Below are 16,778 nucleotides of genomic sequence, written 5' to 3' on the forward strand. Positions count from 1 at the left end.
GTAAGAAATTTTATACTCATTTTTTTAGTATTATTTAACGTGCCAATATACACAGGATTGAGCTATTTATGGGTTTATGGACATATTTTTACTCATATACTCATTAACTCGTTTACTATCAATCTATAAAATATTTGCTAAAAAATTTGGCAATTTGAATATTGTGCATTAGTTTTACTAAAAATATTAACAATATGACAACAAAACTAGTATATTTGATTCGCCGTTGCCGCTCTAGCAAGTCTACAGTTCGTGCAGGCATATCGTATCAATCTTCAGAAAGTAATTACATACTATCGGTTGAAATGGATGCAACAGGCATGAGAATGAGCGAAGTGTTGAGAACATTGTCCAATCAATTTTCTCTTAAAACAGTCGCATAAATTTAAACACACTACTATGAGTTTGATCAGTGAGAATATTAAGTACTTTAGAAAACAATTGGGTTTAACTCAAGAGCAGTTGGCTCAAAAGGTTGGTATTAAGCGTTCCTTACTTGGTGCATATGAAGAAGGTAGAGCAGAGCCAGGCTTAGAAACATTAACAAGTTTGTCACGCTTGTTTGGTGCCACCGTTGATTTGCTTATTTCTGAAAGCTTACAAGATCCTGATAAACGAAAAGAAGCGTTTAATAAAGATATCGAAGGTAAGAAGTTACGTGTCTTAGCGATAACCGTTGATAAAGACGATAACGAAAATATTCAGCTTGTGCCTGAGAAGGCTGCGGCAGGTTATTTAAATGGTTACTCCGATCCGGAATATGTAGCAGAACTTCCTAAATTTTATCTTCCCATATTTAGTGGAAGCGGAACATATCGTGCCTTTGAAATCAAAGGAGATTCTATGTTGCCTTTAGCAAGTGGTAGTTTGATTGTAGGGCAATACGTTGAAAATTGGAGTTCCTTAAAAGATCAACAAACCTACGTATTGGTTACCGTAAATGAAGGGATCGTATACAAACGCGTTCAAAATAATATCAAGAAAACGGAGACATTAAAATTGATTTCTGACAATCCAGCTTACGAACCCTACGATGTATCTATTGAGGATGTATTGGAAATCTGGGAATCCAAAGCATATATAAGTACGGATTTCCCCAAACCAGATATGTCTGTAGAAAAACTATCAGCCATCGTTAGTGGCTTGCAGAAGCAGATGAATAAATTATCGAATGATTGAGAAAGTACTAAGTACGGAGTATAAAGTACAAAGTAGCGAGAATTTACACCTCAATATTTAAGAAATTATTCTTCCGAGTTATGCATACGTATTAGTCGTTTTACTAAATATTACAATTGCCCAGAAAAAAAATGTACTCTGTACTTTGTATTTCATACTCAATACTTTTTTCATAAATCCATTTTTTCAACTCGACTAAAGTGCTTATTCCGAGGTCAGATGCTATTCTCTCATCTGACGCTCGAATGCACGATTTTTTTCTTACCTATACACTACCCAACCCTTTGTTGTGCCAGCGGCCAACAAACTGCTGCACTATGATGGTACCATTCATTTGCTAGATCCGAATAGTAAGGAAACCTATAAATATTTTTATGCTATAAAGCTATACAAAACGATACGATAATGATTAGGATAATGATTAGGATAATGCAGGTGTTAATCCATAGAAATCATAATGGATAGCTTTCTGTGCATTGTTGTTTTCTTTCGACCAAACAACTGCTAATGCCTATGAACAGGATAGTGGCGTTAAGCTTGTTGGCCGGAAAAGGCACAACCTTTTAATATTTGCACGCTGCATTCACAATTCCTTACTTATTACTTTGTCTAGCAACTAGCAACTGGAACCTCGCAACTTGCCATTTGTGAGCTGTTCACTGATTGCTATTAAAATTAAATAGAATCACAGGTACTTCAAGAAGTAAGCTAGAGGGAAGTCTATCACATTGCAAGCATCCAATAAATCCCCAAATCCTACGAATCCCAATTCAGACAAAATACTTGACTAGAAATCGATCAACCTATTGAATTCAAATAACTTATTTCTTAAAAATACCTTCCAATATGCTCATTAAACTTTCCTTTTGAGTAGCATTTAAATTGGAAGAAGATTTGTTAATTTCATACCACAATCCATCGCTAGGGTCAGTATATGTTCCCACTTCATTTGGGATTTTTTTGTTGTGTTCTCCTTCTCTAAATTCTTGCAGGTAATAAACTTTTAATAGTTGTTGGATCAGATCCCAGTTTATTTCTACTTGTTTATTATCGGTGATGGATTGAGCCGATCGCTTTGCAAACGATATCTGTAACTTTTGAATAGGTGCTTTTTCTTGATCTTTTTTACAATATCGTATCGTTAATACCTGTTCCCAAGTTGCCGTTTCGTAAATGGCTTGGGTTAGTTCTTGTATAAAATAATCCCAGTTACTTTCTTGTCCGTAGGTTTGAAAAGGGGTATTATCTACTTGTACCAAACTTTCGTTGGCTGATGTTGCTTTTTCCCCCTTGGGAAGTGCTAGAAGACTTGTAATGGGTGATAACCAATTGAGGTGAATTTCGCCTTTCCAACTTTCATCATCTTCGCCACTGAAACCTTCTTCTTCCAATTCTTCAATCGTAAAGTCCTCCCTGTCTGTGTATTCAAGTTTATATTCAAGTTTTAAAGATGTAGCAGTAGGCTGTATGGTAATGGTTTTTGTGTAGCAAAAGGGAGCAGGAACATCTAAATAATGATATTCTATGTGAATGTTTTTAAAATTCATGGCAACTTATTATTTTTATAGGGTGGAATTTAATTAATTCCGTATCTTAAATGAATATTTAAACAATTTACATTTTCAAAACGACAAATTAAATTTTTATATTTGAAATCAAATAGACTTCATGTAATAAAAGCAGAAGTACAATTGATGAATGATATAGTAGAATTCAAACACAATGAACATCCTTACTGAAAAATTAATAGAATTAGCGGAAGAAGAAGCAGGCATCAAACTTCGCGAAAATGAGATTGAACTCGTAGTTGAGGAATCTGATTTAATATTAAAAATTTGGGGCGAAGAATTAATCGCTACAGAATTTATTGACGAAAGTGATTACAATGATGAAGCTTTTGCTGATGAGTTGATGGGCGCAATCAAAGATGAATATTATGATTTTAGAGAACGTTTGATAGAAATTAAATTGGCTTCTTTAAATTTAACACATTCAGATTTTTTAAAAGCAAAAGTTGTTGAGATCTTATCAAAATCAAAAGTTGATTCGAGTTTGCTTGCCATCTTGGATTTTGAATTTATGGATGTAAGCTCAAAAGATAAAGATCAAGGATTGCCTAATGTAGCCTTGCGTATAACAGATTTTGAAAAAATAGAATGTTTTTGTCCGGTAGATATTACTAAAGTACCAGTAGTATTGGATGAGAAAAAAATCGCAGACGATTTACTTAAGAAATACAGATAGAAATTATTGAATTATTCAATAATATAAAGTAAAAAAAACCTCCTGAAAAATATTTTTCAGGAGGTTTTTTTTACTTTATGTAGCGTAAAAAGTGTGTCTTGTACATGCGTTGTATAAACCATTTAATGCGTCTTTTGGTGCTTCGCTCTTTTGTGGAAATGGTAGATGATAAGAGTCCATTGTGAGAACCTTGTTCTGTAATAGCAGGGTAGGCCCAATACATTTTTATTATATTTTTTTCAATTAAACCATTATGCCACCAATCAATTACCTCGTTGCATTTAGTTGTTTTGAGTTCTGTTAAGATATTTTCAATTCCTTTTGAATCTATTAAGTATGCACCAGCACAACGGCCTTGTGTTGCTGGATATAGATGTTTGTTTCTTTTTATGGTTTTATACTTGGGGAAACGCAAGGATGTATTTTCTAAAGAAATGATAAATCCAGGTTCAAGAGTTTTCGCTTCTTCTATTATGCGAGTGATATCGCGAACAAAGTCACCTAAAAAAAAAGGATCATTTTCAAATATCAACGCAAACCGATTTTTGTTTTTTAAAGCAGCTTCATAAGACAAAATATGGTTTAATGTACAGGACAAAACACCTATTGATAGCTTATCTTTTATTGTTGGTGTAAAGTAGGTATTCAGCAACGTATCGTTAAATAAACTTGGGTCACCATCTGTCATAAAGGTATGTTCCAGTCTATGTTTTTTAAATAAGGTATTTACATGGTCTTCATGGATTTCATATCCTTGTTTTGCGTGTATTACATAAATGCCATCAATTCCTATTTGTTTTACCATAATGTAAAAATAGCAAAAAAACTAAATGAAAGTATTCTTCTGATTGACATATAGTGGATAGAATAATTTTAAATAGCTCGAATTCTGTTATATCTAAACCGAATTGTGTAATTTTAAAGGAATTATAAACGGAATTATGAAATACGTATACAGTACAATATTACTTTCTTTATTGGCAATGCAATGTTTATTCGCGCAGGATTCAACTGCTGCAAAAAAGAAAAAAATGCACGGTACATTTTATGTTACTTGGGGATATCAAAAAGATTTTTATGGTAAAAGTGATGTTCAATTTAAAAATGATCGGGATGATAATTACGACATTACGATGCATCAAGTAAAAGCAAGCGATCGGAGAGATATGAGTGATTTTTTTAATCGTCCACTAACCGTACCGCAGTACGTTTTTTATGGAGGATATTTTTTTAACAACAAAGGAGATTGGGGTATTGAAGGTGGTTGGGATCACTTGAAATATATTGTAGACGAAGGGCAAACGGTTCATATGACGGGACAAATTCGTGGCGTTCAATACGATCAAGACACAACAATAAATTATAATTTTTGGCATTACGAACATACCAACGGGAATAATTATTTAACAGTAAGCTTACTTAAAAGATTTACGTTTATTAATTCTAAAAGTGGAAACCATAAATTAAGTTTAATTTCAAAATTTGGTGGCGGTATGTTAATTCCAAAGACGCAATCCGTAATTCTTGGTAATGAAAGAGATGGACCGTTTAGATTAGCAGGTTATTTATTTACTGTTGGCGGGGCTGTTCGATATGATATATACCGTTATTTCTTTTTGGAAGCTTCTATGAAAGGTGCCTATGTTCGCTATACACATGATAAAATTTATGGGGAAGGTATCGCAAAACAAAATTTCTTATCACTGCAATTGATTATGTCTGCCGGTATAAATATCCCCTTGAGTAAAAAATAATAAGGCAATAAATACATTTACTAAGGCGATGGAAATTTAATTTTCTATCGCCTTATTTTTTGAATGGTTTTTTTTCGATCTATTTTTCCAGATGCCGTATAGTCAAATTCAATACAGAAAATGGATTTTGGAACATGATATTTTGGTAGTAATTCAATCAATTTTATTAAAATCAATTCTTTCTTCTCTGTACTCCAATCTACATCGTTTATAAATAAAGTAAGTTTTTCGCCCAATACATCATCTGCCACAGCGCCAACAAAGAAAGGAGTGCCGATACTCAGTGAATCAAATAATGAATCTACTTTTTTTTCTATAGGTTCAACTTGTATTTTTATACCTCCAGAATTTACGGTAAAATCTACTCTGCCCAGAAAATTAAAATGTGTTTTATCCCGTAGACTTACACAATCATTTGTTTGAATCCAGGCGTGTTGGGTAACAGCTCCTTTAATTCTCAAACACGAACGTTCGTCTATATCCATTTCTACCCCTTCTAATAATGTATAAGCTTCTTCATTTTTAGGCCATACATTCTTCATCGCTACATGAGAAACTGTTTCAGTCATGCCGTATGAATGCCATACGGTGCAGCGCAACGTTTGATGTATGCGTACTAACAATCCATTGGAAATACTACTGCCACCAATCAATAAGTTGTGGAGTTGGTTGAGTGTCTGTATTTTTTCTTGATTGCCTTGCGATAATACCCCAAACAATTGTAAGCCCGAAATGGGCATAAACACATAGGAGATAGTGGTATCTAAGCCCTCTAAATTTTTCGATGGTGGAATGACATATAAGTCCAAACCTCCAATCATACTTCGATACAACATCATTTGTCCGCCTACAACGTAGATGCTCAAAGGGCAACAAACTTTGTCTCCCGCTTTTAAATTAAAAAAATGTAAGCTTAAGGTTGCGCTTGCTACAATTTGTTCTCTTTTAATAGGAATGGTTTTAGGCGTACCCGTAGAGCCAGAAGTATTCAGTTCAAATACATCATGGCCACTGAGCCATTTTTTACAATACATCAATACATCATATACATATGGGTCTGCATGTGTTTCATTCCAATGTAGAATATCTTCCGCACGATAGAGTTCATTTGCAATATGTAGTTGAAATGCTTGAGACATAAAATGATTTAATTTTAGACAATCTTTTTTGTTCGAATTGTTAAAACTAATCCTTTCTTTAAAAAGAACAAGTATGTATTGGCAAAATGCAGAACATGTATAATCAAGGTTAATTTTAAGCTGTTCAATGCTAGTTAATTGCATTTTTTTTTATTCTATTTCACTCTTCTGTTACCATACTTTTGTAGAACTTTCTATTTTTGTTAATCGAATAGCAATGAATATCCTAATAATCATATTACGCCGCATGAAAGTCACACAGATTTATAAGAATTTTCTAGAAAATGAAAAAGCAGGAGGGATAATTCTAATTCTTGCGACACTTACATCTCTTTTAATTGCAAACTCTTCCTTCGGACACCAATACATTGGCTTTTGGGAAATGCATGTAGGTGGATTTTCGATTGAGCATTATGTGAATGACGGTTTAATGACCATATTCTTTTTGTTGATTGGTCTGGAGTTGGAGCGTGAAGTGTATGCAGGTGAATTATCTAATTTTAAAAAGGCATTATTACCCATCGTTGCAGCACTTGGTGGTATGTTGGTGCCTGCTGCAATCCATTTATATTTTAATACAGGTACAGAGTTTCAATCGGGTGCAGGCATACCAATGGCTACAGATATTGCTTTTGCTATTGGTGTATTATCCTTGTTGGGCAATCGCGTTCCATTATCCTTAAAAATATTTCTTACTGCATTAGCTGTCATTGATGACTTAGGTGCAATTTTTACCATTGCAATCTTTTATTCTAAAGGATTGGATTTTGTTAATTTGGGTATTTCAATCGGCATTCTAGGCTTGTTATTTATTTTGAATAGAATGAAGGTTCAAAATATGTGGTTGTACATTTTAGGTGGAATTGGAATGTGGTATTTCATGTTACATTCTGGCGTTCACCCAACTATTACAGGCGTAATGTTGGCTTTTGTTTTGCCTTTTGGAACAGGTGAAGAAGACTCTATATCTATTAAGTGGGAGCATTTCTTAGTGAAGCCAGTTGCATTTATTATTTTACCTGTTTTCGCTTTAGCGAACACGTGTATTTTGATTGAACCTGAGTTTGCGGAAGGTTTATTAAGCTCCAATAGTATTGGTATTTTTATGGGTTTAGTTATTGGTAAACCTTTAGGTATCATGCTGTTTTGTGCTATTGCCGTAGCAATTGGGATATGTACAATTCCAAAAGATTTAAAGTGGGCTCAAGTATTTGGCGCTGCTTGTTTGGGTGGAATTGGATTTACTATGTCCATTTTCATAACCTTATTGGCATTTGATAATCATTTATTTATATCAGAATCAAAAATAGCAATCATGATTTCATCGCTCGTTGCAGCAATCATTGGCTTAATTGTGTTAAGAATTACCTTGAAAGAGCAAATTGATCCCGAATTTCAAGATGATATTGAGTAGTTCTGTATAAATGTATTTCATAATCAAGGAGTTTTTCTTAGATTTAAAACATAGTACCTAATAACTGTTGATTAGGTATTATTTCGCAAATTGATAAATTAATAATCGTATAACATGATTTTAGGAATAGACGTTGGAGGAACTTCGGTTAAATTTGGATTGGTTACACCAGAAGGCGAAATTAAACACTCAACACGTTTTATGACGGCAGATTGGGTAAATGGTTTGGGCTTTGTTGAATCTATGAAAAAAGAAATAGGTGAATATTTGAAAAAGTATCCTATTGTAAAAGGAGTAGGTATTGGTTGGCCGGGTTTGTTATCCTTAGATCGTACGAAAGTTGTTTTTTTACCTAATATCCCTTCCATTAAAAATGTACCCATCGTTGAAATACTTCGTTCTGAATTTCCACAAATTCATTTCAAAATAGAAAACGATGCAAAATGTGCTGCTTTAGGGGAGTATTATTTTGGTAGTAATAAACGCATGTCAACATTTTTACTTTTGGCATTAGGTACGGGTGTTGGTGCAGGTGTAATTATGAACGGCAAGTTATTCATTGGCGGTCGTGGTAATGGTACTGAAGTTGGTCACATGCTGACTACTACAGGTGATACCTTAGAGAATAGAGTTGGTATCAATCACATGATTGATTATACAAAATCACAAATGGCATTAGCAACCTATGCAACGAGTAGCTTACATGGTGAAAAGGTGTTGTCTCCAAAAGTAATTGCAGATCATGCTTCTAAAGGCGATGCTTTGGCTATCGCGGTTTGGGGACATATTGGTACCCTAATCGGAGAAAGTTTGGTGAGTATGGTACGTGTATTGGATATCAATAACATTTTATTAGGTGGTGGTATTTCAGGTGCATTTGATTACTTTATGCCAAACTTGAAAAAAGAGATGATGAAATATCTACCTCCATATTATACAGATGAAATGTATATTGGTAAAGCAACCTTAGAGAATGATGCAGGATTGTTAGGCGCTGCAGGCTTGATCATGGAAGCGATTTAAGTTTAGTTGCTAGGTAGTAGTTCCTAGTTACAAGACAACGTAATTATATAAACAATAAATGCCCGTTAACGACGGGCATTTATGTTTTAATAAGATCTTTAAAACATATTATGAAAAATAAAAAACTCATACAACTCATTTTTGCTATAGTATTACTAATTGGTTTTGTATTGTGCTTTTTTAAAACGACTAAAGCATTCGGTTTTTTGTTGCTATGTATTCTTCAGCCAACAATAGGTCTTTATTATTTGTCCATTTTTAAGAAAGAAGAAACGGATCTCAAGGTTGAAAAACTTGTGCTTAGATACCCCTTGCTTCTTTTTATTCAAGGAACATTTATTAGTTTAGTTGTTCAACGGCTTTTTATGTCTATGCATTGGCCATTTGCTGGTCCAATGAATGTAATTGCTTTTGGGCTTTCTTTTAGTACGATAATTATTGGTTGTTTATATGTTTTTTTAAATAGGAAACAGATCCAATCCATCTTTGTAATTGAATTTGTTTTAATCGCAATGCCAATGTTCATCTTCGTTGGAATTTATATGCCTAAACAACTTTCAAGTGATGATTATGCTAAGATGTTACATACAGAATTTAATGACTTAAATAAGATTGAAAGGAAATTGTACAATCAAATAAATAAGGATAGCTCCATTGATTTATTCACTATAAATACGCTTGAAAATATTAAAAATGAAATGATGTCTAATACAGGTGGATATGATGAAAATATGGAAATAATAGGTGGATTGGATAAGATATATCCTGAAGAAAATAGATTCTTATTAAGAAAACTAAAAAATGATAGTTTAACTTTTATACTTAATAAAGAACCTCGTGTGGTACTAGATTATTTAAATACTCTGACTAAAATTCAAATTGATCTATTATTGAAGGTGCACAACTAAAGTATTCCATTTCAGATATTCCAATTTAATAGTTGTTACCATTCTTTTTTAATGAATGCATTCAATTATCTAATGAAATTTTAATAATTGTTTAGAATAAATTTAAATCCAGTATTGTAATGTGTGATAATTGAAAAAAATCACAAATGTTGAATAATAGATACTATATTTAGATTAGTGTTCGTTAAATGTTTAAAGACCTTACGGTTTTTAATTTTAATGTACCCATTTAGACAGATAATTATTGGTGTTTGTTACGTTTTTGAAGAGGTGTAAATGTTTTTTCGTTCACGCTTTTTTATATTAATAAACATTTTTTATCTGCTAAATAAAATTTAATGACCAACCAAACCAAAATTTTAAATCAATGAAAAAAGCAATTGTTTTCGTATCATTTTTAATGATAGGTATGAATGTGTGGGCACAAGATACTACTAAGGTAATGTCTGCAGGATCTGTTTCACAAAACGAAGAACCAATATTACTGTCTAAAAAAGGACATCCGATTTTGCCTGTTGCAGGAGATTGGTCTGTTAGTGGAGGAACGGGTAATTTGTTTGGCTACCTTGGTAATTTATTTAATACAGCTGGAAATAATTATAATCCTGGCAATATCTTTAGTGGGACAAATATTTCTGTAGGTTATTTTAAAACCAATACCTTGGTATACAATTTAAATGTTAATGTAAATTCTCAAGTACAATCAAAAAGTAATTTTGTTCGGGATGATATTAATACAACAGCAAATGATTTTCCTATGGTAAAAGATACCAAAAAAAGTGCAAATAATAATATATCTGTAGGATTTGGATTAGAGAAAAGGTTCGGTGGACAAAGACGCCTACAACGTTTTATTGAAGGCGGCATTGGTTTAGGATGGAGTAACTCTAGTGATAAAATCACCTATGGTAACGAATTTTCTACAACCAATCTGTTACCTTCAAGTACGAATAATAATGCAAATTTTTCTGGACAAGGAAATCCGGCAATAAGAACGCTGCAACATAATGATGGGAATACAGTTTCTGCTAATATCTATATAAATGCAGGGGCTGAATATTTCTTTGCTCCTAAAATGTCTTTAGGTTTAGCTTTTGGTGCTGGTCCAAGATTTAGTCAGACGTTTGGTGGGTACACTACTACACAACGCTTTGTAAACCCAACAGTAGTTGAAACGAAATCTAAAGTTGGTAATACTACAAGTTTAACCTTCATGACATATACGAGTAATATTTATTTCAGATTATTCTTTTAAAAAATAGTGAAGATATTGAGGATGATTGAACTGCACATCCTCAATATCTTTATTAAAAAATAAAAATAGTATTTTTTTAGTAAGCGTTTTTACCGGATTCAATTACTTCATTTCAAACACACCGCTTTCAATGTGTTTAGATGTATCTACTTCTCCAATATATTCATACACCCAACATTCCATTCCTTCAACTGATATGCGCCTGCGTAGGTATTCAATTGATGCTTGATGCAGTGGATCTAATTTCTCATAATCTCCTTCCGTGCAGGCATCTTCGTATGCATCTATTTTTTCTAAAAGAGCAGGGCTATTAATTTTGTAAATTTCTCCATGTACAACATTACTACCTATTAACTGCAATGCCGGATACCAATCCATTAAATAGATATTTCCCTTAATAGCTGTATCGCATATCCATTCTGTATTTTCATGAAATGCCTGCGTGAATGGATTTAATTCTTTATAGGCTTTTTTCAGTGTTCCGTAAACGAATATATACATTGATTTACTAGATATTTGTAAGTTGGCTTCCGATCTATTTCTACAATATACCCTATAGGAGTATTATTTTTTTATTGGTGAAGACGTATTTGTGTATTGAAATTTTTCTGTGGAACTGAATCCGATTCTGTCTTGGTGCCTAGTTTTTAAGCCCGATGCACGAACTTCTCGTTGTGCTGTTTCAGCATCAACTAAAATTCGTTGAACTTCATTTTTATTGTAATTTAATTGCAGCATCGATCTACAGGTCGTTTTGCAGGTATCAAATTGTTCCAAATAATACTGACAAACGGCAAGGTTGTGTAAGCATGCAAATTCTAATTTCATTGTTTTTTTAGAATTGGCTTGTATGGTAGCAATAATATTTCCCCAATATTTCATGGATGTTGAAAGTTCTAACCGCATGGTTTCTATCGAAGTACTTTTTGTTGTTTTTTCTAGAATGCTTATGGCTTTTGAAACTTCCGTATTAAATGGGGCATATTCAGGGGCTTTCTTTTCATTGATTTTCCAAAAAAAATTGGAAGAAGTAAATGGTGTAAAACAACATTGAACCTTCATTTTGGTAATTTCTGATTGCAAGGATTTTTGATACGCAGATCGTGCATATACATTGATTCCTTTAGAATCAAAGGTTAACATGTTTTGTGCTGCAGCTGCTGTAATTTGTGGAGCAGATCGGTAAACCGTTGGCGTAAAGGCTGTAGAAAATTCACTCGTGTAAACTACCGTTCCATAGGGGATTAATTTTAAACTAATGGTTGTGGGTATCGAGTACGAAATTACTGCTACATACTTGGTTGTGTACTTCGCATTTCCATCTGTACTATTATAGGTTTCTTGAATTGTTTCAACCATTTTCAATATTTCAATGGGCTTTTGTATGGAGATGGAATAGTTGAATTGCGCTTGATCTTTGGTAAATACATATCCAGGCAAATCAAAATAAGAATTAATATCGTTTGTAGTAAGGAGTAGTTGATCAAGTAAGGCTTGTTCGGCAAAAAAATCAACAGAATAGGTATCGAAATAGGAGAGTGTAGGATTGGTAGGTAAGATGGTATACTCCGTATTAAATTTTTCTTTATCTAAATCTATATTTTGTGCAAATGACGTGTGCGTGAATACTACGGCTATCAAGCAAATTAAAAATGATATTCGAATCATAGATGGTAAATTTTTATAAGTATAAATAAAATAATTAAGTCTTACGCTTTATTAAAAAGATCAGCAGACTTAATTATTTTATTCGTTAAAGAAATGGATATTTTTACTTTTTAACAACATTATTACTTAAGACCAAAACCTTAAATTGTATATTTTTTATGGTTGTATATTCATTTTTATACGATTCATCTGTACCTGAATTAATTTTAGTGAGTTTTACTTCTGGAATCACACATGTTACCAAATAGCCTTTCGGATGTATTTTATAAAAATCGTTTTCAATAAATACGGTTGTTTCATTCATTGTAACCGGAACAATTTCGGCTACCTTTAACGTAAATACATCTCCTGTATTCGTTTTAAATTTGCTTACATTCAATCCTGTAGTTGGTTGTAAATCATAAAACTGGAATAGGATATCTGCCGAAAGGAGTTTGGGATATTCTTTTCCATAGATTCTTTTTGAAGAAGTATAAATACCGTTATTTAAAAATGGAATGGTATCATCATCACAGGTAGTAATATCCATAATGTTGTCCTTCGCATACATTTTTATAAGTGCTAATAAACTATCCGCATCAAATTTAGGACTATTGTTGTAATTGGTTTTAAACGTCATGGAGAATCCAACCAGCGCATCTTTTTTAGGTGGTATTAATCCTACCTCATTAAATATATCCAAATTATACGTTGATTTCTTCGCATAACGCTGTATAGGCTGTATGGCTCTTCCTTCATTAAAGGTGCCTTCTTTGTATTCATATTGTTTGCCATTCCATTCATATTTCATTGTGGTGAAATACGATTGCGTATAATTCAAGGTATCGGTAATCTGTGGTTTTCTCAGATCCGATTGAATTTGTTTGGGAATTGCTTGAAATGAATTTTTTATGTCGATGAAATCTTGTTTATTCTGCTCAATATAGTTGAGTTTTTTGATTGCAATTTTAGTGTATTCAAAACGCTCTGTCGCTTTAAAGCCAGGTCGGTCTTGATGTCTGCTTGGTAAGCCAGATTCTTTAATCATTTTTTTAGCTTCTAAGGCTTGATTTTGAATAATTACGCCATCATTTTTATTGTAGCCATTCAATACCAATAATTTCCCATTGGCAATGCAGGCATCAAAATTCTCTAAATAAAATTGACACACAACAAGATTGTAGTAACACGCATATTTAAGTTTCAATTGATTTTTTTCTACACCCTGAATACTTTTAGCTTTCTCTGTCCAATAGTTAATACTCGGTTCCATTTCTTTACGTGCATTTTCAATGGGCGTACTTTTGGTTAGTTTTTGTAAAATGACTAAGGCTGCATTTACTTCTTTGTTGAATGGGGCTAATTCTGGCGCACTTTTTTCATCTACTTCCCAAAGTAAGCTGGAAGATTTAAATGTTTGGAAACAATATTTCCGTTTCAATTTAAGTATTTCGGCTTTTAATGAATTTGAATAGTGATCCAATACAACGCTGTTAATCCCTTTTGTTTTTGGATTCAGTATTGCTTGAGCCGCCTCGCGCGTGGATTGTGGAGCGGATTTATAAACGGTAGGAAAGCTTCTTGTAGAAAAACTAGAAGAATAAATATCGGTGCCGTATGGAATTAATCGCAAACTTATATTTGTTGGTATTGCGCATACCGAAACTGCAATATATTTCGTCACTTGCGATGTGGTACCATCTGCATTTTTAACTGTTTCGTTGAAATCCTCAATTCCTTCTAATAAAGGGATTGGATTTTGAATGGCGATTGTATAATTAAATTGTGCTTGTTCTTTTGTATATACATACCCTTCCAAATCGAAAAAAGAATTGATGGATGCAACCGATATCCCTACTTGATCTAAAGTAGCTTGCTCTGTAAAAAAATCAACTGAATAACGGTCGAAGTAAGAAAGTGTTGGATCTGTAGGCAATATTGCAAACTCTGTATCGAATTTGCGTTTATCCAAATCAATTTTTTGTGCATTTACGGTATGGATTGAAATGCTCAGTAGCAAGAAAAAGAAAAGTGTAATTCGGGTCATACAATAGAAGTGTTTATTTTATTTGAAATAGTTGTATTGATAATGTAATAGTATCCTATTTTTTACAGAGACGCAATTTATTACATCTACTTTATTTGTAAAATGATTCGTCAATTAATTAATTTATTCGCTAATCATAAACCGGATACTTTCTCCGTTCCACTTATTGCGTATGCGCCATTCTGGAGGGAAATAGTTGTTGAAACGATTTGGCATTGCTTTAATCCAGCCAAGTGGAATGCCTTGATAGCACATCAAGTTCCAGCCTTTAGATTCTTGCTCTAAGACAAATTCTTCCTTGCTCAAATATTTGATTGCTTCTTCGTAGCTAAGTTCAATGGAAGGGAATAATTCTTTATTTAAATGTATGGACATGGCAACTGCGGAGTCAGGTAAAAAGTCTTTCCCTTTTAAAATACCAAGTGGTGTGCCAGCACGAAAAATTTTTAAGCACATGCTAATTTGTTCCAAGGCTGGTTTAAAAATTTCCGAGAAACTGCGGTATTCTTCTTTGTGTAAAAAAACGTAGGAATCTACTTTGGTTAAAATTGTTTTTGCGAGTTCTGGAATGATTTGTTTTTGCTGTACCTTTCGATCTTTGTTCCATTTCTCACGCTTGCCGCTGTGATCGTTCCATTCTGCGTTTTCAGGTTTTCGTATGGCGCTTGCAAAAAAACCTTCCCCAGAAACGCGATGGGGATAAAATCGGAAGGACGTAATGCCATTGTCAATACAGGTTTCAATACCCTCAAAGGCTGGTATCGTTAATTCAATTCCTTCCGCCTGATGTTCGACTTGCATCCATCGCATGTTTTCTTCATCTTCTTTTTTATTGAAGGTACAAGTCGAATAAATCAGTATACCACCGGGCTTTAATGATTTCCAGACATCGCTTAAGATACGTTTTTGTCTACAACAACACATATCTACATGCGCTTGGTCCCATTCGTTCACAGCATCGTGGTCTTTTCGAAACATGCCTTCTCCTGAACATGGAGCATCTACAACTATGATGTCAAAAAAAGTACCGAGTCGTTCGAAGTCGGCTGGGTCGTTATGCGTTACGATTACGTTGTTGTATCCCCACTTTAATAAATTTTCATCTAAAATATGTACGCGGGTTTTTATTACCTCATTGCTAACCAATAAATGTTTTTCATTTAAGACATCACAAATTAAGGTAGACTTTCCGCCAGGTGCAGCGCATAAATCCAGTACGATTAATTCTTCTTTATCTTGAATGCAGGCTTCTAGTAATTGAGCGATAAACATAGAGCTGGCTTCTTGAACATAGTATGCCCCTGCATGAAACAGCGGGTCGTAGGTTACAGTTGCTGCTTCGTCTAACCAATACCCTTGCTTGTTCCAAGGAACCTGTTGTAAGGAAAGCGCTTTCGGAAATTTATGGGGATGTACACGAATGCTGCGTTTTGATGGCAGCATTAATGCATTCTCAAATGCGGTATACTGATTACCCAATATTCCCTCCATTTGAGTAATGAAGGGAATGGGTAATGAAAATTCAGTCATGTGGCTTATTCGAATAAAGAAAAGGTTTCGCCTGGGTATATTTTGGGTGCATGTAGCAAACAATCTGGAGAGTCGTTTGCTGCAGCATTCACTGCTTTGTGTGCTTTGTAAGACGACATAGACAACGGATCGTAGGGTTTTAATAAACTACTCATCTGACTGTCTGTAATCGTTTCTGAAATCCATAAGCGTTCTAAATCTTTGCGCAAGATAACGGGCATACGCTCGTGTATGTCACTCACTAATTTATTGGCTTCGGTTGTAATAATGGTAACCGTATTGAGTATGTCTCCCGTTTCTGGGTTCTCCCAAGAATCCCATAAGCCAGCAAAAGCAAATAATTCTTCGCTGCCTAATGTAAAACGATAGGGGACTTTAAGTTTGCCTTCTTTTTTCCATTCATAGAAACCATCTGCAGGAATCAAACAACGTTGATCTTTGATGCAATGTTTGAATGGAACTTTGGAACCGATGGTTTCGCCACGTGCATTGATCATATTGGCTGCAGTACTTGCATCCAGCGACCAGCTTGGGACTAAGCCCCAACGCATCATACTAATTTCGTTCGGGTTTCTGCTCGTGATAACGGGCAATTCTTGCATAGGTGCAATGTTATACCGCGGCTTAAAACTTGCCGG

16 protein-coding genes are annotated in these 16,778 nt (G+C 33.9%); 8 read left to right on the forward strand and 8 right to left on the reverse strand.

What is annotated here, in order from left to right; translation table 11 throughout:
- Positions 1 to 194 precede the first annotated feature (194 nt).
- Together Q0543_RS10795 and Q0543_RS10800 are read left to right on the forward strand one after the other, a co-directional pair.
- Entirely contained in the window at positions 195 to 383 is a 189-nt protein-coding gene (locus Q0543_RS10795) for a hypothetical protein (protein ID WP_299252575.1), read from the forward strand.
- A 16-nt stretch (positions 384 to 399) separates the two neighbouring features.
- Positions 400 to 1,179 carry a LexA family transcriptional regulator gene (locus Q0543_RS10800; RefSeq protein ID WP_299252578.1) on the forward strand — a complete coding sequence of 260 codons (780 nt, stop codon included), beginning with the start codon at positions 400 to 402 and terminating at the stop codon, positions 1,177 to 1,179.
- Positions 1,180 to 2,000: 821 nt separating this feature from the next.
- Here Q0543_RS10800 and Q0543_RS10805 read toward each other — a convergent pair.
- A complete protein-coding gene (locus Q0543_RS10805) occupies positions 2,001 to 2,726 on the reverse strand; it encodes a hypothetical protein (RefSeq protein ID WP_299252581.1) in 726 nt (241 codons plus the stop codon).
- Positions 2,727 to 2,901: 175 nt separating this feature from the next.
- Here Q0543_RS10805 and Q0543_RS10810 point away from each other — a divergent pair, with 175 nt between their 5' ends.
- Positions 2,902 to 3,423 carry a hypothetical protein gene (locus Q0543_RS10810; protein WP_299252584.1) on the forward strand — a complete coding sequence of 174 codons (522 nt, stop codon included), beginning with the start codon at positions 2,902 to 2,904 and terminating at the stop codon, positions 3,421 to 3,423.
- 70 nt (positions 3,424 to 3,493) lie between these two features.
- Here Q0543_RS10810 and Q0543_RS10815 read toward each other — a convergent pair whose 3' ends face one another.
- Positions 3,494 to 4,228, reverse strand: a complete 735-nt coding sequence (locus Q0543_RS10815; protein ID WP_299252587.1) for a glycosyltransferase family 25 protein — start codon at positions 4,226 to 4,228, stop codon at positions 3,494 to 3,496.
- Positions 4,229 to 4,364: 136 nt separating this feature from the next.
- On the opposite strand from Q0543_RS10815, the gene Q0543_RS10820 reads away from it, so the two are divergent.
- The gene (locus Q0543_RS10820; RefSeq protein WP_299252590.1) at positions 4,365 to 5,177 is read left to right on the forward strand and encodes a hypothetical protein; all 813 of its coding nucleotides are present in this window, start codon (positions 4,365 to 4,367) and stop codon (positions 5,175 to 5,177) included.
- Between the two features lie 44 nt (positions 5,178 to 5,221).
- Here Q0543_RS10820 and Q0543_RS10825 read toward each other — a convergent pair whose 3' ends face one another.
- Positions 5,222 to 6,316 (reverse strand): AMP-binding protein, encoded by a 1,095-nt coding sequence (locus Q0543_RS10825; protein WP_299252593.1) that lies wholly within the window; start codon positions 6,314 to 6,316, stop codon positions 5,222 to 5,224.
- A gap of 247 nt (positions 6,317 to 6,563) precedes the next feature.
- On the opposite strand from Q0543_RS10825, the gene nhaA reads away from it, so the two are divergent.
- From nhaA to Q0543_RS10845, 4 genes are all read left to right on the forward strand, one after another.
- A complete protein-coding gene (gene nhaA / locus Q0543_RS10830; protein ID WP_299252596.1) occupies positions 6,564 to 7,730 on the forward strand; it encodes a Na+/H+ antiporter NhaA in 1,167 nt (388 codons plus the stop codon).
- A gap of 114 nt (positions 7,731 to 7,844) precedes the next feature.
- Positions 7,845 to 8,753: an ROK family protein gene (locus Q0543_RS10835; RefSeq protein ID WP_299252599.1), complete on the forward strand. Its 909-nt coding sequence runs from the start codon at positions 7,845 to 7,847 to the stop codon at positions 8,751 to 8,753.
- A gap of 110 nt (positions 8,754 to 8,863) precedes the next feature.
- Positions 8,864 to 9,661 carry a hypothetical protein gene (locus Q0543_RS10840; RefSeq protein WP_299252602.1) on the forward strand — a complete coding sequence of 266 codons (798 nt, stop codon included), beginning with the start codon at positions 8,864 to 8,866 and terminating at the stop codon, positions 9,659 to 9,661.
- Between the two features lie 367 nt (positions 9,662 to 10,028).
- Complete coding sequence (locus Q0543_RS10845) at positions 10,029 to 10,916, forward strand: hypothetical protein (protein ID WP_299252605.1); 888 nt, start codon at positions 10,029 to 10,031, stop codon at positions 10,914 to 10,916.
- A gap of 102 nt (positions 10,917 to 11,018) precedes the next feature.
- On the opposite strand, the gene Q0543_RS10850 is transcribed toward Q0543_RS10845, so the two are convergent.
- From Q0543_RS10850 to Q0543_RS10870, 5 genes are all read right to left on the reverse strand, one after another.
- The gene (locus Q0543_RS10850; protein WP_299252608.1) at positions 11,019 to 11,417 is read right to left on the reverse strand and encodes a gamma-glutamylcyclotransferase family protein; all 399 of its coding nucleotides are present in this window, start codon (positions 11,415 to 11,417) and stop codon (positions 11,019 to 11,021) included.
- A 63-nt stretch (positions 11,418 to 11,480) separates the two neighbouring features.
- Positions 11,481 to 12,584 carry a hypothetical protein gene (locus Q0543_RS10855; protein WP_299252611.1) on the reverse strand — a complete coding sequence of 368 codons (1,104 nt, stop codon included), beginning with the start codon at positions 12,582 to 12,584 and terminating at the stop codon, positions 11,481 to 11,483.
- Between the two features lie 103 nt (positions 12,585 to 12,687).
- Complete coding sequence (locus Q0543_RS10860; protein ID WP_299252614.1) at positions 12,688 to 14,610, reverse strand: hypothetical protein; 1,923 nt, start codon at positions 14,608 to 14,610, stop codon at positions 12,688 to 12,690.
- A 123-nt stretch (positions 14,611 to 14,733) separates the two neighbouring features.
- Positions 14,734 to 16,140 (reverse strand): tRNA and rRNA cytosine-C5-methylase, encoded by a 1,407-nt coding sequence (locus Q0543_RS10865; RefSeq protein ID WP_299252617.1) that lies wholly within the window; start codon positions 16,138 to 16,140, stop codon positions 14,734 to 14,736.
- Positions 16,141 to 16,145: 5 nt separating this feature from the next.
- Positions 16,146 to 16,778: SOS response-associated peptidase (locus Q0543_RS10870; RefSeq protein WP_299252620.1), on the reverse strand; the 633-nt coding region annotated here is incomplete at its 5' end.

Origin of the sequence: uncultured Cytophaga sp. (genome assembly GCF_937863595.1) — a bacterium.
GTDB lineage: Bacteria > Bacteroidota > Bacteroidia > Cytophagales > Cytophagaceae > Cytophaga.